Raw genomic sequence first — 23145 nt, forward strand, 5'->3', positions numbered from 1 at the left:
GATGAAGGCGATACTTTGATCATGGCAATCTGTGCTCCGACATAAAAAAACCCGCGGCGGACTGCTCCGCGCGGGTGTGACGAACTTTCGATTTTGCCATTCTGCCAGTGTTTTGCCCGACGAGTCAACGACGCACGCGCGCAGCCGATGCGGGTCGCCGGCCGAGGAGCATTAGTCCAATGAGTTCAGTGCCCCGGCTACTGTGCATGGGGTTGTTTTCGATTTTTTTGGAAGGGCGGCTCCCGGCCCGGCAAAGGAGGGAGGGAGCCCGCGGATCAACTTCGGTGTTCTCGGGCTTTTCCTGTTCTGATGTCCTTAGTCCGGATTACGCTTCGTAGCGCAATCCGGGCTGCGGAACGGCGCTTACGCCGCCCGCATGTTGTTGAGGAACGCGTCGATCTCCCCGCGCAGCATGTCGGCCTCGCGGCGGAGCGCATCCGATGCGCCCAGCACCTCGCTCGCCGCCGCGCCGGCTTCGGCCGAGGCCGTCGAGACGCCGACGATGTTGCTGGAAACCTCGCTGGTGCCGCCGGCCGCATGCTGGATGTTGCGGGCGATCTCGCGGGTGGCCGCGCCCTGTTCCTCGACGGCCGCTGCAATCGTCGTGGTCACGTCGTTGATCTCGCCGATGATGCGGCCGATGCCCTGGATGGCGCCGACGGCAGACGTCGTGACCTGCTGCATGCTGGCGATTTGGGTGCGGATCTCCTCCGTCGCCTTGGCGGTCTGGCTCGCGAGGCTCTTCACCTCGGAGGCGACCACCGCGAAGCCGCGGCCGGCTTCGCCCGCGCGCGCCGCCTCGATGGTGGCGTTGAGCGCGAGCAGATTGGTCTGCGACGCGATGGTCTGGATCAGGTCGACCACGACGCTGATGCGGCTCGCGCTGTCGGCAAGCGTCTGCATCGTGGCGTCGGTGGCGCCGGCCTCGTCGACCGCCTTCCTGGCGATCGCGGCCGAGGTCACCACCTGCTTGCTGATCTCCTCGATCGAGGACGACAGCTGCTCGGTGCCGGATGAGACGGTCTGCACGTTGACCGAGGTCTCCTCGGCGGCCGAAGCCACCGCATTCACCAGCGCGTTGGACTGGTCGGCTGTGGTCGACATGCTCTGTGCGGTCGACTGCATCGAGTTGGCCGACTGCGCGAGATTGTCGAGTGCGGACCGCATCGCGCCCTCGAACTCGGCGATTTTCGCCTCCATATGCGCGGCCCGCTCGGCCTCGGCGACACGATCCTTGTCCTGCTCGCTCGCAAGCGCCCGGGCCTCGATCATGCTGTCGCGGAACACGGTCAGCGTCTCCTTCATCGCGCCGATCTCGTCATTTTGCCTGGAGCGGACGATCTCGGTGTCGAGGTCGCCGGCCGAGAGCAATTGCATCGCGCGCTGGAGCTCGCGGATCCGCCGCAGGATGCTGCGGCCGACATAGAGCCAGACGAACAGCGCCGAGCCCACCAGCGTCAGCGCACCCAGCGCCAGCATTGCCGTGGTCGCGAGCGATATCTCCTGCCGTGCCTGGAAGGTCGACGCGTTGGTCTCCTTCTGCACGCCGTCGACGAGCTGCTGCACGCTGATGCCGAGGCCGACATTGAGCTTGCGGGTCTCGTCCAGGATGGTCTGGCCGTAGTCGATCGAGTCGAGCTCCTTCTGCCGGATCTTGAACACGCCGGTCTTGCCCTCGCCGAAGGCGAACAGCTTCTGGATGGTATCGCGCACCGCCTGCATCGAAGGTATGTTCGGCAAGTCCTCGAGGTTGGACTTGACGCGATCGCGCGTCGTCTTGAACTCCTTCTCGATCGCCTCCAGCGTATCGCTGTTGTTGGCCGAAAGCGCCGCCATCATGTCGGCGGCCATCAGATTGCCGTTGGCCGAGACCGTCGAGATCTGGGCGACCGTGCGGGCCGCTTCGGTGGCATCGTCCGCGGAGAGGTCGACGGCGCCGAGGATGGCGTTCAGCCGCGTCTGCGTATCCAGCATCGCGGGGCCGGCCGCGCCGACGAAGGCGAGCTGCGCCTTGCGCAGCGCTTCATACTGCTTGTCGTGCAGTGCGCCGGTGTCGAGCCGCTCGCGTGCGGCCGATACCAGGCTCTGGGTCGCCTCGTCGATGCTCTTGGCGTTGTCGCGGAGCGCGGTCGCGATCTGCTTGTCGGCGCCGAGCTCGATGATCTCGCCGAGCTTGGCCATGGCGAGCTGCTGGATCTCCTGCACCTTCTTGGTGCGCTCGTTCAGCGCCTCGTCGGTGGGCGACGCCAGCACGCCCGGACCCTGCGCGGCGAGCGTTGCGCTTTGCGAGGCGAGTTGAAGGCTTGCGGAGAGCCGCGGAATGTCGCGGCCGCTCAGATCCATCATGGTCGAGCCCAGATGGTTGAACACCAGGCCGGCGCCGGCTGCGATCACCAGGGCCATACCCGCGATCACCGCGAAGGCCGCGAACAGGCTACCGCGCAGGCCCATTTTCGGCATTTTGAAACGAGGCTTGAAACGACCAAGGCTCAGACGGATCGCCATCGAAATTCCCCCACACCCGCACTCTCTTGTTTTCGGCGCGGAGTATGTCCGGGGCGGGTTAAAAAATCGCAAGTTGCCCAATTGCTTGTGCCAGTTCCGCAGAACGAAAAAAGCACAACGAAAAAAGAAAGGGCCGGCAACGGGGCCGGCCCTTGATGGTGAACAGATCGTGACGCGCGATCAGTAGCGCGCGACGGTCGAGTTTGCCCAGTTGAAGCGGTAGTTGACGCCCGCCTTGATGGTGTGGTCGTCGGTGGTGAAGTTGCCGGTGCCTGCCAGCGGGCCGCCCGTGAAGTGCGCGTCGCCGAAATTGTAATACTGGTACTCGGCCTTGGCCGACCAGCTCGGGGCGAACATGTACTCGAGGCCGGCGCCGACGGTGTAGCCGTTGCGGTGATCGCCAGTGATGACGAAGGCGGTTGGCACGCCGCCGACGGTCACCTTCTCGTTGTTGTCGGAATAGGCGTAGCCGCCCTTCACGTAGAGCAGGCCCGGACCCCAGGTGTAGCCGACCCGGCCGGTGATCGAGCCGAGGCCGCGCTGGTCGTTGGTGTAGGCGACACCGCCCGGGAATACCGCGCCGACATTGCCGGAGAGCCAGGAATACTGGGCTTCGGCGCCAACCACGAAGTTCGGGTTGAGCTGCCAGTCCGCGCCGGCCTGCAAGCCGCCGAGGAAACGGCCGTTGCCGTTGTTGCCGGTGGAGAGGCCGTTGAAATTGTTGTCGCTGGAGAACGCGCCGCCGACATGCGCACCGATATAGAATCCGGTCCAGTTGTAGATCGGCGCGGCATAGGCCGGCGCAGCCTTGTTGTAATAGGGCCGGGCACCGAGATCGGCGCCGACGGCCGGCGCAGCCGCGCCCAGCACGAGCAGAGCCGCGGTCGCAAACAGAATCTTCTTCATAGTCTTGAACTCCAACACTTTGTCCCCGGCGGGCGCGCTTTCAGCGCCGTCGTTGGTTTTGCAGATAGCTCGCTTTTGACGAAAATGCTGTCACATCCATGGCACTGCGGCCCCCAACCTAACTTGTTGGGCTGCAAATGCTTTTGTGCTTAATGGCCGCTTAAGAAATGCTGAAGGAAGACTTAATTCGAGAGCCGTCGCGTAACTTGTGCGCGGCTTTCATTAACCAAGACGCCGCCGCGCCTCGTCGCGCATCTGCTCGCGGAACGCCGCGCGCTTTGCGGGTCGGTCTTCCTCGCGGACGTCGTGGCGGTCGAAGACGTCGAATTTTTCCATGATCGGATAGCGCTCGCTCGCCATCGCGAGCACTTGAAGCACTTTGGTCGCCGCCACGGTCGGGCCGCTCACTTCCCAGCGCCTGATCGTGACGGCGCCGGTCGCCGCCGGCAGGCCACACAGCTTTGCCATGTCGGCGACCGTGAGCTCCCGGCCGAGCACCTCGGACAGGTCGGCCCGCAATTGCTTCAGTTCAGTGCCCGTCATCTCACCTCGATACGCGACGTCGTCGAGGTGAATGCAGTAACGCTGATTCGGGTCGATCCGAAGGCAGACATGATCGTGCTAGTGTGTCCGCGCCGGTCGAGCGTCAGCGAGGGAAATCGCAGGCCCGTGTTCAAGCTGCCCCTGTCGGGAGATGTCGTTCAATCCATTTATCCGAAGCGGCAGTGATGCTCGGCTTGTCGGCATTCGGCACATTTCCGCACAGATGGCGTTGTAAGCTCGGCGTCTACGGAGGCTGTCCGGCCAATGGACGCCTCGCATCAGGAAAGGATGAGCCATGACGGCAACCAGGCTCGCCATCGCGGCGTGCATCACCATCGGGCTGGTGGTGGCCCCCTTTGCGGCTGAAGCCAAGCGGCACAGATCCAGCAGGCATTCGACGACGACCGTCGTGGCCCCAACCTATAGAAGCCCCGGAGTGACCGCGCCGCAGCCCGGCGCCTACGGGTCGTCGGGCCAGTCGGTCGGGACGGTTACGGCACCTTCGATCGGAACTTATAACTGGCCATCTGTCGGCGTGACCAACTCAGTCCCGACCTGGAGCAACACCAACCCGCCCGTCAGATGAGGAGAGACCCGCGGTCTCTCACCTCAGGCGCCTCGGCCGCCCTGCTGACCCATCACGCAGCGCCATCCAGCCAGCCGTTCGGCTGGATGCTGGGTCATCCACTCCGCGAGTTGCGGCGCGCCCATCAGGCAGGACTGCATCGAGACATCGGCGAAGTCCGACGTGGTGACGATCTGCTCGTGACAACTCGCCGGTGAGGCAAGATTGCAGAGGCCGGCAATGATCTTGATCACGCGAGGTTGCCCCTGTCGTTCTGGTGCGCACTGGCTCCGCCCGGCTGCTCGCCGGCCGGATCAGTCGACGGGAAAATGCTGTCATAAATCGCACGCGCTTCCTGAATGAGGCGAATGCGCTCGCGCTCGGATTTCGAGACAAACTGAATAATCTGGCCCATGTCGGCTCCAATAAATCCTCGATCCATCATGAGATGATGGAAATAATTTTATTCGCATGTGGGGTGCCGGCTCGGGCCGCGCAGCCGCGCAGGCGGTCACGAGGGATAAAAAGCTCGTGACTATTCCGTTCCTGGGGCGGAGCGGGATACCTTGATGATGCGCCGATCATCTATCCGCCCGGACTCGCTTCGCAGCATCGTGATGAAGTGTTGAGCCCCACGTCGGGGCGGCACGGGGGCACATTTTCGCGCGGGTGGAGTTGTCAGTTTACTCAGTGCACGAGTGGTTCGCCTTGACGAACGGCCGTCGCGATTGAGAGATCGCACCCGAAAGGATCAGCCATGACAGGAACGAAACGCTCCATTGCGGCACTCGTCGCGCTCGGATTCTGCTGCTGCACCGTTCGCTGTGAACGCGCAAACGTCGGGGACGCCTGCACAGAGCAGCACCAGCGGGCGCACCGGAGCACCGGTACAGCAAGGGACGTTTGGAAGTTCGGGGCAGACTGTCGGGACGGTGACGGCGCCGTCGGTCGGAACGTCCAATCAGCCCTCCGTCGGTGTGACCAATTCAGTCCCGACCTGGAACAACACGAATCCTCGGACCAAGTAGAGCCGCGACCAGCTGACCTACGCTGCCGGCGCGCGTTCCTTCTGTCCCGGCACCGCTGCCAGCAGCTCGCGTGTATAGGGATGCTCGGGCATTGCGAAGAGCTGAGCCGTCGGCTTCAGCTCGACAATAGCGCCACGCTGCATGACCGCGATGCGGTCGCAGATTTGCGCCGCCACGCGAAGATCATGGGTGATGAACAGCATCGAGAGGCCGAGGCGTGCCTTGAGGTCTTCGAGCAGCCTCAAGACCTGTGCCTGTACGGAGACGTCGAGCGCGGAGACGGCTTCGTCGGCGACGATGATCTCGGGCTCCAGCGCGAGCGCGCGTGCGATGCCGACGCGCTGGCGCTGGCCGCCGGAGAATTCATGCGGATAGCGGTCGAGCGCGCCGGCGTCCAGCCCGACCATCTTGAGGAGATCGCGGGCGCGGTCGAACGCCATTCTTGGATCTGTACCGGCCGCGATCGGGCCGTCGGCAATGATGTGGCCGATCTTGCGGCGCGGATTGAGCGAGGCGAACGGATCCTGAAAGATCATCTGGATGCGATGGCGCTCGGCTCGCAGCGCCTTGCCCGCGAGCCGGGTGAGATCGGTGTCGCCGATCCGCACCGTACCGCGGTCGGCTTCGATCAGCCGCATGACGAGACGGGCCACCGACGATTTGCCGGAGCCGGATTCCCCGACCAGGCCGAGCGTCTCACCCTTGAGGATCGTGAAATTGACTTCGCGTGCGGCATCGACGCGGCGGTCTTCGCGAAACCAGCCGCCGGAGGTGACGTAGGTCTTGTCCAGCCCGATCACCTCGACGGCCTTGGCCCGATCGTCGAGCGGCGCGCGCGACGGCGGGGCCATCGTCGGCACCGCGGCCAGCAGCGCCTTGGTGTAGTCGTGCTGCGGATTGTTGAAGACGGCGCTGGCTGGGCCTTCCTCGACGACCTTGCCATGCCGGAGCACCAAGACCTGGTCGGCGATGTCGGCGACCACGCCGAAATCGTGGGTGATGAACATCACCGCCATGTTGCGGTTGCGCTGAAGGTTGCGGATCAGCTTGAGGATCTGCGCCTGCGTCGTGACGTCGAGCGCGGTGGTCGGCTCGTCAGCGACCAGCACGGCCGGTTCGAGCGCGAGCGCCATCGCGATCATGGCGCGCTGGCGCTGGCCGCCGGAGAGCTGGTGCGGATAAGCGCGCACGATGCGCTCGGGGTCGGGCAGGCCGACCTCGCGTGCCAGAGACAGGGCCTTGGCGCGGCGCTCCTTCGGCGTGAGCAGGCCGTGGGCCTCGAACATCTCGGCCATCTGGTCGCCGATCCGCATCAACGGATTGAGTGCGGTCATCGGCTCCTGGAAGATCATCGCGAGCCGGCGGCCGCGCAAATCGCGCCAGCCGTTGTCATCGAGCTTGAGCAGGTCGCGGCCTTCGAACTGGATCTCGCCGGAGGCGATGTCGACCGTATCAGGCAGCAGGCCCATCAGCGCATGCGCGCACATCGATTTGCCGGAGCCGGACTCGCCAACGACGCAGACGATTTTGCCCGGTCGCAGATCCAGCGAGACGCCGTCGACCGCGAAAGGACGTTCGCCGCCCTTGGGCAGCGCGATCCGCAAGTTCGTGATGGAAACGGCGGGCGGCGCGGTCATGATCAGCGCCCCTCCCGTGACAAGCGCGGATTGAGCGCGTCGTTGAGGCCTTCGCCGATCAGGTTCAGGCCGAGCACCGAGATCAGGATGGCGACGCCGGGAAACACGGTGATCCACCAGGCCTGGCGGATCACGGTGCGGCCGGCACCGACCATGTAGCCCCAGGAGATCAGATTGGGATCGCCGAGGCCGAGGAACGACAGCGAGGATTCCAGCAGGATCGCGGTCGCGACCATCAGCGAGGCCAGCACGATCACCGGCGACAGCGCATTGGGCAGGATCTCGCGCAGGATGATCCAGCTGTTACTCTGGCCGGTCACCACGGCCGCCTGGACATATTCCCGCGTCCGCAGCGACAGCACTTCGCCACGGACGAGGCGGGCGACCGGCGGCCAGCTCACCACCGCGATCGAGGTCACGATCGAATAGATCGAGGGCTGCAGGATTGCGACCAGCACGATCGCGAGCGCGAAGCTCGGAATGGTCTGGAAGAATTCGGTGAAGCGCATCAGGGCGTCGTCGACCCGGCCGCCGAAATAGCCGGCCATCGCGCCGATCGGTACGCCGACGATCAGCGCCACCAACGTCGAGATGAGGCCGACCAGCAGCGACACCCGCGCACCGAAGATCATGCCGGCAAAGACGTCGCGGCCGAGCGCGTCGGTCCCGAGCGGCACGGTCGAGAGCGTGAAGGGCGGCAGGAAAGGCCGCTGCACCATCCGCCAGGGCGAGTTCGGGAACAGTAGCGGCCCGAACACCGCGACCGAGATCGCAAGCAGCAGGATGACGAGCCCGATGACGCCGCTCGGACTCTTCAGCATCGATTTCCAGAACTGTTTCATGTGGCGTATTCGATGCGCGGATCGACCAGGCGATAGACCAGGTCGGTGATGAGGTTAAAGATCAGGACCATGACCGAGCAGGTCACGAACACGCCGAGCAGCAGATTGTAATCCCGCTGCAACAGCGCGTCGTACATCAGACGCCCGATGCCGGGCCAGGCGAACACGGTTTCGGTGATGACGGCGCCGCCGATCAGCGTGCCGGCATGCACGCCGGCAAGCGTCACGACGGGGAGCAGCGCGTTGCGCAGCACGTGGCGGCGCTGGATCACGGCGTCGGAGAGGCCCTTGGCGCGCGCGGTCTTGACGAAGTCGAGCCGCTGCACCTGCAGCATCGAGGCACGCGTCATGCGGGTGTAGGTCGCCATGAAGAACAGGCCGAGCGTCATCGCGGGCATGATCAGATGCGCACCGACGTCGATGATATGGGCAAGGCCGGTGAGGTTGGCGCCGACGGTCTCGTAGCCGAAGCTCGGCAGCCAATCGACCGTGACCGAAAACAGCAGGATTCCCATCAGCGCCACCCAGAAGATCGGCATGGCGTAGAAGATCAGTGCAAACACGGTGATGGCGGTGTCGAGGAAAGTTCCGGCAAAACGCGCGGCGAAGGTGCCGAAGAGGACGCCGAGGACGAGCGAAATCGCGAATGCCGTGAGCGTCAACAGCAGCGTCGCCGGCAGCCGTTCCATGATCAGCTTCGACACCGGCGCTTGCTGGCGGAACGAGAAGCCGAGGTCGAGATTAGCGATGCCCTTGACATAGATGAAGAGCTGCTCGGGCAGCGGCTTGTCGAGGCCGAACTTTTCCCGCAATTGCTGGACGAAGACTTGGTCACTGGCGCCGGCCTCGCCGGCCATCACGACGGCGGGGTCACCGGGCGCCAGCCGGATCAGGAAGAAATTGAGAACGACGATCGCGAGCAGCACGATGATGCCTTTCACGACACGTTGAGCGACGAAGGAGAGCATGATCAAATAGGGATGAAATCGGGGTGGTCGCGGCCGCGGCGGCGGTGCGCTCCCTCTCCGGCTTGCGGGGGAGGGCAGGAGAGGGGGTGCTTCCGCAGAGGGATTGCCAGGAGGAGAGAACCCTCACCCGCTACGCTCTTCGAGCGAAGCGACCTCTCCCGCAAGCGGGAGGGGTAAGGGGAGTTCGGAGCGCACGCCCTCACTTCTCGAGCCATGCGTCCTTGAAGCCGTCATTGACCCCGATCCCCGTGGTGATCAGGTTCTTGACGTTGCAACGCATGATGGTCGGGAATTGCAGCTCCAGCATCCAGGCCACCGGCACGTCCTCGACCAGGATCTTTTGCGCCTTCTCGTAGATCTCCTTGCGCTTGGAATCCGGCGTTGCGACCGCGCCGTCGGCGAACAACTTGTCGATCTCGGGATTGGAGTAGCCCTCGACATTGTTGAAGACCTGGCCCTTGGCGATGGCGCTGGAGACGTAGTTGCGGCCGACGCCGAGGGCTGGATCGCCATATTGGTAGAGATAGGTGAAGGCGATGTCGTAGTCCCAATCGCCGATCTTCTGGTTGCCGCCGGCAACGTCGGTCGAGATCGTCTCGATGTTCATGCCGACATCCATGAGGTTCTGCTTCACGGCCTCACCCCAGCGCTGCCAGGTCTCGCCGTAAGCGAGCGGCAAGATGCGGATCTTCTCGCCCTTGTAGCCGGCTTCCTTCAGCAGCGCCTTCGCCTTCGCGGGATCGTAGGGATATTTCGGCACGTCGTCGGTGTAGTATTTGATGGTCGAGGCCGACGGGCCCGTCGCGACCTTGCCGAGCCCGTTCCAGATCACGTCCTTGGCGAAATCGCGGTCGATCGCGTACATCACCGCCTGTCGCACCCGCTTGTCCGCGAGCGGACCCTGGCGATTGTTTAGCCACAGCCAGGCCAGCGGCGAGAAGAACTCCCAGCCCGCGCCGGTGACGCAGGTGTCCTTCAGCTTCGAGAGCCGCGGCACGTCGAAATTCTCGACCGAGCCGCCGGGCAGCACGTCGACCTTGCCGGTCTCGTAAGCCACCGAGCGTGCGGCGGCGTCGGGGATGACCTGCCAGTAGATATCGTCGAGATAGGGCTTTCCCTTCTCGTAGTAGTTCGGATTCTTGACCAGGCGGATGAACGAGCCCTTCTGCCATTCCTTGAACATGAAGGGGCCGGTGCCGACCGGCGCGTTGTTGTAGGGGTTGGTCTTCCAGTCGGTGCCTTCATAGAGATGTTTCGGCACCATCGGCATCGAGCCGACCTCGAAGATGCCGAGGAACGGCCCGAACGGCTGCTTCAGCGTGAACACCACGGTGTAGTCGTCGGGCGCCTCGACCTTGTCGACCTGCACCAGATTGTTGCGGGCACGCGCGTGGGTCTGCTTCAGCATCTCGATCGAGAACAGCACGTCGGCGGATGTGAAGGGCTTGCCGTCGTGCCAGGTCACGCCCTTCCTGAGCTTGAACGTGTAGGTCTTGGCGTCCTCGCTGATGCTCCAGCTCTCCGCCAGTTCCGGCTGCGGCTCGAGCTTGGGGCTGTAGCGCAGCAGGCCTTCGAAGATGTTGCCCGACACCATCTGGATCGGGCCGTTCTGGACCATCGCAAGCATCAGGCTCGGCGGCTCGGGCTGGATCACGGCCTTGATCGCGCCTCCCATTTTCGGCTCTTGCGCCAGCGCCGAGGCGGTGACGCCGCAAGCCAGAAGGACACCAAGCAACACTCGTTTCGGCATGTCGTATCTTTCTCAAGCGAGACCAGCCGTAACCGCTTCGCAACGTCCTCGCGCGCGAAGCGACGGCCGGCCCATCCCAGTCCCCATCCAGCATCGAGGCTCACATGGTCTCGTTCCGCGTCGCAAGATGAAAGTCTCGACAGTGTTCGCACAAAAAATGTACAGCGCGTCCTGTTTTGGCCTTTCAAGGCAGCGGGACGGCCGAAAGCGGCCACAGCGCTAAATCGATCAACGCTACGGCGTCCGATCGCCCCTCATCCCGCGAGAACAAGAAAAGGTTCTCACCGCAACCCTGCCCGCCGAAACCCTTCGAGATAATGCTCGCGATCCCTGTCATTGGCCCATGGCAATTGCGTCGCGATCCAATGCAGCGAAATGTTGGGCTGGGTGCGGCGGAGTTCGTCCAGCGCTATCCCGGCGAGCGCGGTGTCGCCGGTCATGCTGGCGGAGACCGCCAGCACGCGATAGGCGCCGGTGAGGTCGCCGCGATGCCGGATCGCTTCGCGCGCGAGCGCGATGGCCTCGTCGTAACGTCGCTCCGTGAAGCGGGCATAGCCGGCAATGCCGTGATAGATCGCCAACGACGGATCGCGCGGGCTTAGCCTTATCGCCTTCTGCGCCGCCTCGAACGAATCGTTCGATCGCCCGGCATAGGACAGCGCCAGCGCGTAGTATCCCTGCGCCAGCGAGAAGTTCGGATTGAGCGCGAGCGCCTGCTCGAACTCGGACAGCGCGTCCGCGAGCCGCCGCGTCGAGAAGCAGACGCTGCCGAGCGCGGCATGGGCCCAGGCGTCCTCGTGGTCGCAACGTACCGCGGCGAGCGCTGCCCTCTCCGCGATCGGTGCCGTCGTGGCGAGCTCAGCCCAGCCGAGATGCACGCCGAACATGTGGCTGGCCGCCAGCACCGACAACGCCTGGCCGTAATCCGGGTCGATCGCGATCGCGCGCTCAAGCAGCGTCTGCGCGGCGAGATGGTCCTGCGGCGTCACCCGCCAGTAGTGCGACAGCGCGCGCATGAGCAGGTCCCAGGCATCCAGGCTCGACGGCGGCTTGCGATGGGCGCGAAAATTCTCAGCGGCATGGATCTGCGGCTCGATCGCCGCGACGATCCGCTCGGTGATCTCGTCCTGCACGGCGAAGACGTCGACCAGCTCGCGGTCGTAGCGCTCGGCCCAGAGGTGACTGCCGGTGGCGGCGTCGTTGAGCTGCGCGGTGATGCGTACGCGGTTGTCCGCCTTGCGCACGCTGCCCTCGACGATGTAGCGCACGCCGAGCTCCTCCGCGATCTGTTTGATGTGAACGGCGCGCCCCTTGTAGGTGAAGGACGAGTTGCGGGCGATCACCATGAACCAGCGCTGCTTCGACAGCGCGGTGAGGATATCCTCGCTGATGCCGTCGCCGAAATATTCCTGCGCCGGATCACCGCTCATGTTCTCGAAGGCGAGCACCGCGATTCCCGGCCGGTCGGTCACAACGCGAGCGACGGCGGGCGTGGCCTCGGCTGGCGCAAGCACGGCTGCCGCTTCTTCCCGGACCTCGCCGACGAAGCGGAAGCCCTTGCGCGGGATCGTCTTGATCAGCCGCTGCGTCGCGCCATCGTCACCGAGCGCCTTCCGCGCGGCGTTGATCCGGCTGTTGAGCGCGGAGTCCGAGACGATGCGGTCGCTCCAGATCTCGCTGATCAGGTCATCCTTGCTGACCACCCGTGCGCGCTGCGCCACCAGGTAAAGCAAGAGGTCGAACACCTGCGGCTGCAACGGAATGGCCGCGCCGTCGCATGTCAGCTCGCGCAGCTCGCCGTCGAGCACATTGTTTTCAAAGAGAAATCGCACGTTTCTGTCGTCTCAAGCTAAAATCAAAGTCGTCTCAGGCAAAAATCAACCGTCTGCAAAAGTCACGGCACGTCCGATGCGGCATGGTGCAGCAACCAATGGAGTGCCGATATTTGGCACAACGGAGCTGCTTATGACCCAAATTGATCATCAGGTTCATTCCCTGCACCCCGAGGTTTCGAGCTCGAAGGCTTTCAAGTTCATCGCTTTTTCTGTACGGAATTGCGGCATATCTCGTGTTTTTCGTCACCATTCTCTACGCCATCGGTTTCGTGATGGGGTTGGTGGTGCCGAAAAGCATCGACACCGGCACCGACACGCCGACGGCCGAGGCTGTCATCATCAATCTCCTCCTGATGGGGCTGTTCGCCATTCAACACAGCGTGATGGCGCGGCAGCGCTTCAAGGCGTGGTGGACGCAGTTCGTCCCCAAGCCGGTCGAGCGCAGCACCTATGTGCTGCTGGCGAGCCTGTCATTGCTCCTCCTGTTCTGGCAATGGCGTCCGCTGCCCACGGTGATATGGGACGTCGCGAATCCGGATCTTGCCGTAACGCTGGTCACGCTGTCGTTGGCAGGCTGGGTGTTGGTTTTCCTCAGCACCTACCTGATCAACCACTTCGAATTGTTCGGATTGCATCAGGTGACCGATCATCTCGTCGGCAAGGAGGCCGCGCCGGCGCGCTTCAAGACGCCGCTGCTCTACAACTTCGTTCGTCATCCGATCTATCTCGGCTTCATCGTCGCCTTCTGGGCGGCGCCGACCATGACCGCCGGCCATCTCCTGTTTGCGGCCGTGACCACGCTCTACATCCTCGTTGGCATCGCGCTGGAGGAGCGCGATCTGATCGACCTGTTCGGCGACGAATACCGGCAGTACAAGCAACGGGTGTCGATGCTTATTCCCTGGCGGAAGTCAGTCTAGCCGTTGAGTCCCTCGCGGCGCGTCCGCCGAACGGAGGATGCGCCGAGTGCCAAGGGCGAGGAGATGGAACTCACTCGCCGAACCAAGCTTGATGTTCATCCAAGGAGAATACTCAATGAAACACGTTGGAAACTGCTTCTGCGGCGCCGTCACCATCGAGGTCACCGGCGAGCCCGCGGCGATGGGCTATTGCCATTGCCGCTCCTGCCGCTCGTGGTCGGGCGGACCGGTGAACGCCTTCAGCCTGTGGAAGCCGGAAGCCGTGCGCATCACCGAAGGCGCAGAGCACGTCGAGACCTTTGCCAAGACGCCACTGAGCCAGCGCAAATATTGCGGCAAGTGCGGTGGTCATCTCATGACCAATCATCCGCCGCTCGATCTGATCGACGTCTTCACCGCCACCATCCCCACGCTCGCCTTCGCGCCCGGCGTCCACGTCAACTATTCCGAAACCGTGCTGCCGATGCGCGACGGCCTGCCCAAGCTGAAGGATTTTCCCGCCGAGTTCGGCGGCAGCGGCGAGATGATGCAGGAGTAATCGAGACCGTGCACGCGTGGCCAAGCGCACGGTGTTCTTCCTTCTCCCCTTGTGGGAGAAGGTGGCGCGAAGCGCCGGATGAGGGTTCTATCCGCGATTTCACTCTAAGAGTTTCATCCGCGGAGACAACCCCTCACCCGGCTTCGATGCTTCGCATCAATCCACCCTCTCCCACAAGGGGCGAGGGTGCACCGCCATCGCTGCGTGAGATCTAGCTCAACCCGGCGCGGCGAAATCCTTCCAGATAATGCGCGCGATCCTCTTCCCGCAGCATAGGCAGCTCGCGCATGATCCAGACCAGCGAGACGCCTGGTTGGGCGCGGCGCAAGCCTTCCAGCGCGGAAGCGGCGAGTGCGGGATCCCCCAGCATGCCGGTGGCGGCGGTCAGCACGCGATGGGCACCGACGAAATCGCCGCGCTGCCGCATCGATTCTGCGCGCCATCTGCACGGCGCCGTCGTAATTGTGCCCGATGAACTGGGCATAGGCGGCCACCCCGCAATAGATCGCCGCGAGTGGATCGCGCGGGCTGAGCCGTAGCGCGCGGCGCGCGGCGGCATCGCCGTCCTGCCACCTCCCTGCGTAACACAGCGTCACGCCATGAAAGGCGTGCGCCATCGCGAAATTCGGATTGAGCTCCAGCGCCAGTTCGAACTCCGCGAGTGCGTCATCGAAGCGGCGGCGAAACAGGTAGCTATAGCCGAGGCCGCAATGGGCCCAGGCGTCCTCGCGATCGGCTTCCACCGCCGCATGCGCGGCGCGCTCGGCGACCGGGAGGGTCGCGGCCAGATCGGCCCAGCCCATGTGCGCGCCGAAGATGTGGCTGGTCGCGAGCAGGCCCAGTGCCTTGCCATAGGCGGGATCGATCGCGGTCGCCTTCCCGAGCAGTGCCTGCGCGACCGCATTGTCCTCGCGCGTGATGCGCCAGTAATGCGACAGCGCCCGCATCACGAGGTCCCAGGCATCCAGGTTGCCCGGCGGCTTCTGCTGCGCGCGAAAGCTCTCGGCGGCGTAGAGCTGCGGCTCGATCGCTGCGACGATCGCCTCGGTGATCTCGTCCTGCACGGCGAAAATGTCGGCGAGCTCGCGGTCGTAGCGCTCCGCCCAGAGATGGCTCCCCGTCACGGCATCGTTGAGCTGCGCCGAGATGCGCACGCGGTCGCCGCTCCGCCGCACGCTGCCTTCGACCACGTAGCGCACGCCGAGTTCGCGCGCGATTTCGTGGATGTGCACGGCGCGGCCCTTGTAGACAAAGGAGGAGTTGCGCGCGACGACGAAGAACCAGCGCAGCTTCGACAACGCGGTGATGACGTCCTCGCTGATCCCATCGGAGAAATAGTCCTGCTCGCGGTCTTCGCTCATATTGGTGAAGGGCAGCACGGCAATCGCAGGCCGCTCGGGCAGCGCAAGCGTGACCTGCGGCGCCTTGGCCGCATGTTCGAGGCTGGTCGCGGCTGCACCGGATTTCGTCTCGACGTCGCCGACGAAGCGAAAGCCCTTGCGCGCGATGGTGCGGATCACCGCCTGGCTGGCGCCGCTGTCGCCGACTGCCTTTCGCGCCGCGTTGATCCGGCTGGTGAGGGTGGATTCGGAGACGCTGCGGCCGTGCCAGATCTTGTCGATCAGCTCGTCCTTGCTCACCACCCGGTCGCGGTTTTCCATGAGGTGGACGACGAGATCGAAAACCTGCGGCTCCACGGCAACGGGAACCATCTCGCGGCTCAGCTCGCGGCGGTCGGTGTCGAGAAGGTGATCCCGGAACAGAAACTGCACGTCGAAAACTCAGACCTCGCTACAAACATCGGGCAATGATGAAATCAAAATGGATTTCGCACCGAGTCTGTGAGTCCGCTGGGATGTCTGTCCGGTTCACGGCAATCGCGAGATGGCTGCCATGCCATTTACGGAGGAATGCAACCTGAATTAAAATGTGGCGATGTCGGTCAAATTGTCGCCGACTACGCTCGCTCTCGTCATTCCGGGGGCGCGGAAGCGCGAGCCCGGAATCCATCATGCGCCAGGCCAAACTAGAGGAATGGATTCCGAGTTCGCGCCGAGTGGCGCGCCGCGGAATGACAGAAGTAGCGGCTTTGTCCATTGCCGAACACCGCCGCCTGCGTAAGCTGTCCCCACACAAACCCCAACCACGAAGAAACGCCGATGCCCGCCTTTCCTGGTTCGACCACCGTGCTCGATTCCATCCTGTTCCGCGACGCCTTCGGCACGCCGCAGATGCGCGAGGTGTTTTCCGACATTGCCCTGGTGGCACGTTACGCCGAGGTCGAAGTGGCGCTGGCGAAGGCGGAGGCTCGATGCGGCGTGATCCCGCAGCAGGCCGCCGAGCAGATCGCGGCGCGGACTGACGTAAGCGCATTCGATTTCGAGCTGTTGCGGCAGGAGACCGACGTGGTCGGCTATCCAATCCTGCCGCTGGTGCACCAGATGGTGAAGCAATGCGGCGAGGCCGGCCGCTACGTGCATTGGGGCGCGACCACGCAGGACATCATGGACACCGCCGTGGTCCTGCAGCTGCGCGCAGCGTTCGAAATCATCGAGAAGGATCTCGCCGAGCTCCGCAACATCCTGGCTGACCTCTCCAGGCGCCATCGCGACACGCCGATGGCCGGCCGCACCCATCTCCAGCAGGCATTGCCGGTGACGTTCGGCTACAAGACCGCGATCTGGCTCACGATGTTCGACCGCCACGCCGAGCGGCTGGCGCAATTGAAGCCGCGCGTCCTGGTCGGCCAGTTCGCTGGCGCGGCGGGCACGCTTGCTTCGCTCGGCGACAAGGGGTTTGAGGTGCAGGAGGCGCTCTGCGCCGAACTGAAGCTCGGCGTTCCCGCCTCGACTTGGCATGTCGCGCGGGACGGCTTTGCCGAGGCGGTGAACTTCCTCGCGCTCGTCACCGGCTCGCTCGGTAAGATCGCGCTCGATATCATGATCATGGCCTCGACCGAATTCGCCGAGGTCTACGAGCCCTTCGTCAAGGGCCGCGGCGCCTCCTCGACCATGCCGCAGAAGCGCAACCCGATCTCCTCGGAGCTGATGCTGGCCGCGTCCAAGGCGGTGCGCCAGCACGCCGGCCTCATGCTGGACGCCATGGTGCAGGATTTCGAGCGCGCCACCGGCCCATGGCACGCCGAATGGATGGCGATCCCCGAAAGTTTCGTGCTGACCGCAGGCTCCCTGCACCAGGCCAAGTTCGCGCTTGGCGGGCTGATCGTGGACGAGACCAAGATGAATGACAATCTCGCCGTCAGCCGCGGCCTGATTGTGGCCGAAGCGGTCATGATGGGACTTGCGCCGCAGATCGGGCGGCAGGAAGCCCATGACGTGGTCTATGACGCCTGCCGGCTCGCCAATGAGAAGGGCATGAGCCTTGCCGATGCGCTGTCGGCTGATCCGCGCGTCACCGCCAGAATCGATCGCGCAGGGATCGAGGCGCTGACTTCACCGAAAAATTACCTTGGCCTTGCGCCCGCCATGGTCGACCGGGTGCTGAAATCGGCAACGCGTTGAAAACCAAAATGCGTGAAACCGCGTAGCTTCTGCACATCTCAAGGTGCTCGCGTACTTGCGCCGTGGGATGCTAGACTTAGATTGAACGAGAGATTTTCGACAAAGGACCCGGCATGACCGAGCAACGCAATTCTGCAACTCCCATCGATCCCGTGAAGCTCGACCGGCTGGCCGAAGTGGCGGTGAAGGTGGGACTGGGCTTGCGGCCGGGACAGGACCTTCTTTTGACGGCACCAGCGATTGCGCTGCCTTTGGTGCGCCGGATCGCCGCGCACGCCTACAAGGCCGGCGCCGGCATTGTGACCCCGATCCTCTCCGACGAGGAAATGACGCTGGCGCGTTACCGCCACGGTCACGACAACAGCTTCGATCGCGCCGCCGGCTGGCTCTACGAGGGCATGGCGAAGGCGTTCTCGGAGAACACGGCGCGGCTTGCGATCGTCGGCGACAATCCAATGCTGCTGTCGAACGAGGATCCCTCGAAGGTGGCGCGCGCGAGCAAGGCCAATTCCATGGCCTATCAGCCGGCGCTGGAAAAGATCGTCAATTTCGACACCAACTGGAACATCATCGCCTATCCGAGCCCGTCCTGGGCCAAGCAGGTATTCCCCGACGATTCGAAGAGGTCGCAATCGGCAAGCTCGCGGATGCGATCTTCGCGGCATCCCGCGTCGACCGCGAGGATGCGATGGGCAATTGGGCCAGCCACAACGCGGTGCTGCGTGAGCGCACCAATTGGCTGAACGGCAAGCGCTTCCGCGCGCTGCATTACACCGGTCCAGGCACCAATCTCACCATCGGACTCGCTGACGGCCATGAATGGGAGGGCGGCGCCTCATTGTCTAAGAACGGCATCAGCTGCAACGCCAATATCCCGACCGAAGAGGTCTTCACCACGCCGCATTGCCGGCGCGTCGAAGGTCACGTCGTGAGCTCGAAGCCGCTGTCCTACCAGGGCACGCTGATCGACAACATCGCGGTGCGCTTCGAGGACGGCAGGATCGTCGACGCCAAGGCGTCCCGCGGCGCCGAGGTGCTGAACAAGGTGCTCGACACCGATGAGGGTTCGCGGCGTCTCGGCGAAGTGGCGCTGGTGCCGCATTCCTCGCCGATCTCGCAGAGCGGGCTGTTGTTCTACAACACGCTGTTCGATGAGAATGCGGCGTCCCACGTCGCGCTCGGCCAGTGCTATTCGAAGTGCTTCGTCAACGGCGCGCAGCTCACGCCGCAGCAGATCGCGGCGCAAGGCGGCAACCAGAGCCTGATCCACATCGACTGGATGATCGGTTCGGTCGAGACCGACATCGACGGCATTTTGGCCGACGGCAGCAAGGAGCCGGTGTTCCGCAAGGGCGAGTGGGCGAAGTAACTTCCTTCACCTCTCCCGTAGGGAGAGGTAAGCATCCGGCGACAGTCTTTCCTAGACATTTGCTCCAGCGTGTCGCCTTCATGCCGCCGCGTTGCGCAGCATCGGATTGCTGTCGATGCTGAAGCGGTTGAATAGCGTCGTGAACGGGCTGCCGTCGGTGGTCCGCACGATGGCGTCGGACGCCGCGACCGCCTCATAGAGCGCGCCAACCGGATCGTCCGGCTCCGGCAGGTTGAGCGCACCGCGGATTTCCTCGCGGGCTTGGTTGACCTCATCCTGGTCATCAAGCGTCGCCTCCAGCGCGCGGGCCGCGCGCCGCATCTCGGCCAGGTCGCCGCCCGCGGAGAATTTAAGGATGTCCAGCCAATAGGGGCAGGCGACGACGAGCTGGATGAACGCTTCGAAATCCTCGGCGATGACCCCGGCGCGGCCTTCCGACGAGACGTAGAGAACATCCAGCGCCGGGCGCAGCACGAAGGCGCCGCCGGAGGCGTCGCTGGCGATCTGGCGAGGCTTTTCGATGCCGTCGATGGCAAACCAGGGCTCTTCATCCGGCTCGAAGGAGAGATCGAAGGTCCCAAGCCATGCGACGACCTCGCTGTTGGCGCTCAGGCTCTCCGGGCTAAGGGGCATCGGCGCGGCCTTCCTGGTTGCTTCGTGCATTTTGTCGCACCCCGGAAAAGATGGGTTCATATGCAGGAATCTGAGGCAAATCGCAGCGTTAGGCCGTCGCTACATGCAACTTGCGGCTGATTTTCGCAGCCCAGCGTAAGAAAGAATTAAAAACCGACTACTACGGTTCCGCACATCTTTTGAAATAATCCGGGCCCCCGCCCGACCGTGTTTTATCCTGTCCTGGGGAAGCAGATGTCGCGCTCATTGATTGAAATCGCCAGTTGCAATGTGGATCTGGAGCTGCGGCCGATCGAGCCGGCCTGGGTCATCGAGGGTAACCCGGTCTCGCGCTCGCACATCCTCTCGACCAGCGCCGACGGCACCGCCTCGACCATCATCTGGTCCTGCACCGAAGGCCGCTTCAACTGGTACTATGATTTCGACGAGACCATCATGATCCTGGAAGGATCGATCGTGCTCGAGAGCGACGGTATGGCGCCGAAGCGCTACGGCGTCGGCGACGTGATCTTCTTCCGCGATGGCGCGCACGCCAAATGGCATGTCGAGGGCCACGTCAAGAAGATCGCTTTCTGCCGCAAGACCAACCCGGCGCTGATCGGCTTCATGGTCCGCGTCGTCAACAAGCTCAAGCGGATGTTCCTCTCGCCCGGCGAGCGCCGTCCCGCGACGCTGATGGGTGCCGGCTAGCCATTTCCAGGACGCTTCCCAGCGGCCACGACGGAAGAGGGGGCGGGACTAACGTCCCGGCCCCTGTTTCGCGTCAAGACGGGAGCTCGAGCCGGTAGACATTGATGGCGGTCTGCGAGAAAAGCGCCGTCTTCTCCGCTTCACGCAGAGGAGTGGCGATGCGCTTGAAGGCGTTGAAGATCACCTGATAGCTGCACTGGCCCTTGTCCGGCGGGAAGTTGCTCTCGAACATCGCCCGCGTCGGTCCGAACGCCTCAATGCAGGTCTCGACATAGGGCCGCCAAGCGTTGCCAGGCAGACCGCTTGCAGCCATTGGCGTTCGCTCCCCTCATGTTCTTTGTGAAGAGAGCCTAACATCTTGTCGTCGCGCGCAGCAGCGCGCTCTGTGCAACGGCGCCTGTCACCCCGAGCACACGGGAGCGGGGGTCAGGTTTCGCACCGTTTCGCCCGCACATCGACCACCAGCCGCCAATCGGTTGCAGCGGCCGGCTTGAGCTCGCCAAGCCAATGGAAGGAGCCGTCGGTGATCTCGGTAAAGCTCCAGCGCGTCAGGTCGCCGGATTCGGTCGTCCCTTCCTGCACGACATCCTGGCCACGCGGACGGCCGATCTGCTGGCGGAACACGCTGCGACCAGGATCGAACCAGGATACTCGCCAGGCCTCGATGGCCGGGTCGTAGACCCGCAACGTCGTGCCGTACCAATTGCCGGCGAGCGGAAATGCCGGAGCGCCGGCGGTGCGCGGGATGATCCAGACATCCTGGACGGCGCGGCCTTCCAGCACCCAGCCGAAATGGATTTCGCCGGGGGCGATGTGCTTCGTCCCGTCAGGTCCGTGAGCCGTGATCTCGGCATCCCAGTCGCCGATGAAACGGCCGTAAAGCTGCAATGCCTCCGCATGCTCGGGATTCGGTCCGTCCGCGTGCAGCAATTTCGCAAAGCCTGTCATGCCAATCTCCATTGTCGAGGGAAGATCAGCACCGGTCGGCCGCGGCCGTCTTGGAGAAAATTGCCGTCAATTGCTGTCAGGTTTTGTGCAATGACAAATGCCTCGTGCCTCGGTCGACCGCCTCGTGCGCGCGCAATCGCTCGACCGTTCAGCGCGCCAAATCACGATGACGGATACGATCACCAGGCCTGCGCCAAGCAAGCTGGCCCGTGAAAACGGCTCGCCGAGCAGAAGAGTTCCGAGCATCACGGCAATGACCGGATTGACGAAGGTATAGGTCGACACCAGCGATGTCGAAACGTTCTCCAGCAGCCAATTGTAGGCCGTAAACCCGATCACGCTGCCGAAGATGATGAGCCACAGCGCGGCTGCAATTGAAATCATCGAGACATCGCCGGGCCTGAAGCTGTCGAACTCACCTGTCAGCCAACTGAGCGCGAACAAGACGACGCCGCCGATCGACAGCTGCATACCTGAAAGCAGCGTCGGCGGAGCCTGGTCCGACATCCGTCGGGACAGGACGGTGCCGATCGACCACGACAAGGCTGAGGCGAGCAGCCAGATGATGGGAAGGATACTAATGCCGGCCAGCTTGACGTTTTGCCAGGCGACCAGGCCGACACCGAAGAAGCCGGGCACCAGCGCGAACAATGCAATGGGCTTCGGACGCCGGACGGTTGGGAACACGAGATCGATCAGCAGAATCCAGAACGGGATGGTTGCCAGGACGATGGCTGCCACGCCGGACGGAACCGATTGCTGGGCGAAAGCGAGTACGCCATGGCAGCCGACGAAGAACAACAATCCGCACAGGCCCGCCTGCAACCACGTCCCCAACGAGGCGCTCGCGATCTCCCGCCCGCTGACGGCGAGCAAGACGATGCCGCCGCAGAACGAGCGAAGTGCCATCAGGATAAAGGGCGGAATGGATTTCAGGCCCAACGCGATCGCGAGGTAGGTGGAACCCCACAGCAGGTAAATGGCCGCGAACGAACCAATGACCAGGAGTTTTCTACTCATGATTGCTCCGATCCAGACGACAATCGAAGCAATCAAGTCTGCGAATGGTCTTGGGTTCCGGTCTCGTCTGGATCACACGCCGTCGAGGATGATCACCGTCGGCGTCGTCGGCAGCGCGTCGCGCGATATGCGGAAACTGCGCTCGGTGCGGCGGTCGATCTCGAACTGCTGGCCGATCAGGCGCATGAATTCGTCGAGCGGGGTGGCGAAGCGGTGCATCGGCAGCACTATCGAGGCGCGCAGCCGTTTTGTGATTTCCGAGACGCCGTCGAGCGACATTGTATACGTGCCATCGATCGGCACCATCACGATATCGAGCCGTCCGATCTGGGCGAAATGGCTGTCGTCGAGTTTGTGGTGGAGATGGCCGAGATGGCCGATGCAGAGGCCCGCGACCTCGAAGATGAAGATGGAGTTGCCGTCGCGGATCATGTCGGTGCCGGAATCGTCGCCGAAATAGCGGCGGATGTCGGTCGTGACGTTGCGGATGAAGGTGTCGCCGATGCGTTCCGAAACGACGGCGGGCTTGCCGTCTTCGCCCCAGCCATGCAGCACATGCGGAATCCGCTTGTCCGGAGACAGAGAGTAGTGGGTGCTATGGGCACGGTTCATGGTGACGACGTCGGGCAACCGCCCAACCTGATATGCCCCCCGCTATAATCTGTCGCGATCCGCACGCCGCCCGGTGTGTCGATGAAATAGGTCGAGTGGCCGGCATAGGTGATCTCGACCTCGGCCGCATTCGCCGCCTGCCGGAAGGCGGCCGGCATGGCGCGGGGTGCGGCATTCGCCATCGCCAGGCATTCGCTGCGCTGAGGTGGCTGCTGGGTGAGGGCAGGCGTAGTCAGCCAGCCGAAAAATGCAAAAGCTGTCAGCAATGATCGAAACATGCAGAACCGTCCGCCGTTCATCGACGATCTGCTGAGT

17 protein-coding genes and 6 pseudogenes are annotated in these 23145 nt (G+C 63.6%); 7 read left to right on the plus strand and 16 right to left on the minus strand.

Annotation, left to right across the window (positions count from 1 at the left end):
- Positions 1–363: 363 nt before the first annotated feature.
- From AB8Z38_RS26265 to AB8Z38_RS26275, 3 genes are all read right to left on the minus strand, one after another.
- Positions 364–2505, minus strand: a complete 2142-nt coding sequence (locus tag AB8Z38_RS26265) for a methyl-accepting chemotaxis protein (protein WP_369720639.1) — start codon at positions 2503–2505, stop codon at positions 364–366.
- Between the two features lie 180 nt (positions 2506–2685).
- Entirely contained in the window at positions 2686–3411 is a 726-nt protein-coding gene (locus tag AB8Z38_RS26270; RefSeq protein ID WP_369720640.1) for an outer membrane protein, read from the minus strand.
- A gap of 222 nt (positions 3412–3633) precedes the next feature.
- The gene (locus tag AB8Z38_RS26275; RefSeq protein WP_369720641.1) at positions 3634–3954 is read right to left on the minus strand and encodes a hypothetical protein; all 321 of its coding nucleotides are present in this window, start codon (positions 3952–3954) and stop codon (positions 3634–3636) included.
- Between the two features lie 295 nt (positions 3955–4249).
- Here AB8Z38_RS26275 and AB8Z38_RS26280 point away from each other — a divergent pair, with 295 nt between their 5' ends.
- Positions 4250–4540 carry a hypothetical protein gene (locus AB8Z38_RS26280; RefSeq protein WP_369720642.1) on the plus strand — a complete coding sequence of 97 codons (291 nt, stop codon included), beginning with the start codon at positions 4250–4252 and terminating at the stop codon, positions 4538–4540.
- A gap of 23 nt (positions 4541–4563) precedes the next feature.
- On the opposite strand, the gene AB8Z38_RS26285 is transcribed toward AB8Z38_RS26280, so the two are convergent.
- Together AB8Z38_RS26285 and AB8Z38_RS26290 are read right to left on the minus strand one after the other, a co-directional pair.
- The gene (locus AB8Z38_RS26285) at positions 4564–4773 is read right to left on the minus strand and encodes a hypothetical protein (RefSeq protein ID WP_369720643.1); all 210 of its coding nucleotides are present in this window, start codon (positions 4771–4773) and stop codon (positions 4564–4566) included.
- Complete coding sequence (locus tag AB8Z38_RS26290; protein ID WP_369720644.1) at positions 4770–4934, minus strand: hypothetical protein; 165 nt, start codon at positions 4932–4934, stop codon at positions 4770–4772. The genes AB8Z38_RS26285 and AB8Z38_RS26290 overlap by 4 nt, the downstream gene beginning before the upstream one ends.
- Before the next feature lie 342 nt (positions 4935–5276).
- On the opposite strand from AB8Z38_RS26290, the pseudogene AB8Z38_RS26295 reads away from it, so the two are divergent.
- Positions 5277–5547: pseudogene (locus AB8Z38_RS26295) on the plus strand (hypothetical protein).
- A gap of 17 nt (positions 5548–5564) precedes the next feature.
- On the opposite strand, the gene AB8Z38_RS26300 reads toward AB8Z38_RS26295, so the two are convergent.
- The 5 genes from AB8Z38_RS26300 to AB8Z38_RS26320 all read right to left on the minus strand — a co-directional run bounded on the left by AB8Z38_RS26300 (position 5565) and on the right by AB8Z38_RS26320 (position 12576).
- Positions 5565–7184: an ABC transporter ATP-binding protein gene (locus AB8Z38_RS26300; RefSeq protein WP_369720645.1), complete on the minus strand. Its 1620-nt coding sequence runs from the start codon at positions 7182–7184 to the stop codon at positions 5565–5567.
- A 2-nt stretch (positions 7185–7186) separates the two neighbouring features.
- Positions 7187–8026 carry an ABC transporter permease gene (locus AB8Z38_RS26305; protein WP_369720646.1) on the minus strand — a complete coding sequence of 280 codons (840 nt, stop codon included), beginning with the start codon at positions 8024–8026 and terminating at the stop codon, positions 7187–7189.
- The gene (locus tag AB8Z38_RS26310; RefSeq protein WP_369726612.1) at positions 8023–8994 is read right to left on the minus strand and encodes an ABC transporter permease; all 972 of its coding nucleotides are present in this window, start codon (positions 8992–8994) and stop codon (positions 8023–8025) included. Before AB8Z38_RS26310 ends, AB8Z38_RS26305 begins: the two co-directional genes overlap by 4 nt.
- Before the next feature lie 199 nt (positions 8995–9193).
- On the minus strand, positions 9194–10744 hold the full coding sequence (locus tag AB8Z38_RS26315; RefSeq protein ID WP_369720647.1) for an ABC transporter substrate-binding protein: 1551 nt from the start codon (positions 10742–10744) through the stop codon (positions 9194–9196).
- Positions 10745–11025: 281 nt separating this feature from the next.
- Complete coding sequence (locus AB8Z38_RS26320; protein ID WP_369720648.1) at positions 11026–12576, minus strand: winged helix-turn-helix domain-containing protein; 1551 nt, start codon at positions 12574–12576, stop codon at positions 11026–11028.
- A gap of 133 nt (positions 12577–12709) precedes the next feature.
- Between AB8Z38_RS26320 and mddA the strand changes: the two are divergent.
- Together mddA and AB8Z38_RS26330 are read left to right on the plus strand one after the other, a co-directional pair.
- Positions 12710–13499: pseudogene (gene mddA, locus AB8Z38_RS26325) on the plus strand (methanethiol S-methyltransferase).
- Positions 13500–13614: 115 nt separating this feature from the next.
- Entirely contained in the window at positions 13615–14037 is a 423-nt protein-coding gene (locus AB8Z38_RS26330; RefSeq protein WP_369720649.1) for a GFA family protein, read from the plus strand.
- A gap of 211 nt (positions 14038–14248) precedes the next feature.
- Here AB8Z38_RS26330 and AB8Z38_RS26335 read toward each other — a convergent pair.
- Positions 14249–15809 (minus strand): annotated as a pseudogene (locus AB8Z38_RS26335) (winged helix-turn-helix domain-containing protein).
- A 387-nt stretch (positions 15810–16196) separates the two neighbouring features.
- Between AB8Z38_RS26335 and pcaB the strand changes: the two are divergent.
- Both pcaB and AB8Z38_RS26345 read left to right on the plus strand, forming a co-directional pair.
- Complete coding sequence (gene pcaB / locus AB8Z38_RS26340; protein WP_369720650.1) at positions 16197–17558, plus strand: 3-carboxy-cis,cis-muconate cycloisomerase; 1362 nt, start codon at positions 16197–16199, stop codon at positions 17556–17558.
- A gap of 197 nt (positions 17559–17755) precedes the next feature.
- A pseudogene (locus tag AB8Z38_RS26345) lies at positions 17756–18927 on the plus strand (aminopeptidase); the annotation flags it as partial.
- A 78-nt stretch (positions 18928–19005) separates the two neighbouring features.
- Here the strand turns inward: AB8Z38_RS26345 and AB8Z38_RS26350 are convergent.
- Positions 19006–19560 carry a hypothetical protein gene (locus tag AB8Z38_RS26350; RefSeq protein ID WP_369720651.1) on the minus strand — a complete coding sequence of 185 codons (555 nt, stop codon included), beginning with the start codon at positions 19558–19560 and terminating at the stop codon, positions 19006–19008.
- A 234-nt stretch (positions 19561–19794) separates the two neighbouring features.
- Here AB8Z38_RS26350 and AB8Z38_RS26355 point away from each other — a divergent pair, with 234 nt between their 5' ends.
- Positions 19795–20250: a cupin domain-containing protein gene (locus tag AB8Z38_RS26355; protein ID WP_369720652.1), complete on the plus strand. Its 456-nt coding sequence runs from the start codon at positions 19795–19797 to the stop codon at positions 20248–20250.
- A gap of 73 nt (positions 20251–20323) precedes the next feature.
- Here AB8Z38_RS26355 and AB8Z38_RS26360 read toward each other — a convergent pair.
- From AB8Z38_RS26360 to AB8Z38_RS26375, 4 genes and pseudogenes are all read right to left on the minus strand, one after another.
- Positions 20324–20536, minus strand: a pseudogene (locus AB8Z38_RS26360) (amidohydrolase family protein); the annotation flags it as partial.
- Between the two features lie 140 nt (positions 20537–20676).
- A complete protein-coding gene (locus tag AB8Z38_RS26365; protein ID WP_369720653.1) occupies positions 20677–21198 on the minus strand; it encodes a hypothetical protein in 522 nt (173 codons plus the stop codon).
- A 66-nt stretch (positions 21199–21264) separates the two neighbouring features.
- Entirely contained in the window at positions 21265–22218 is a 954-nt protein-coding gene (locus tag AB8Z38_RS26370) for an EamA family transporter (protein WP_369720654.1), read from the minus strand.
- A gap of 72 nt (positions 22219–22290) precedes the next feature.
- A pseudogene (locus AB8Z38_RS26375) lies at positions 22291–23108 on the minus strand (MBL fold metallo-hydrolase).
- Positions 23109–23145 lie beyond the last annotated feature (37 nt).

The sequence above is a fragment of the Bradyrhizobium sp. LLZ17 genome (assembly GCF_041200145.1).
GTDB lineage: Bacteria > Pseudomonadota > Alphaproteobacteria > Rhizobiales > Xanthobacteraceae > Bradyrhizobium.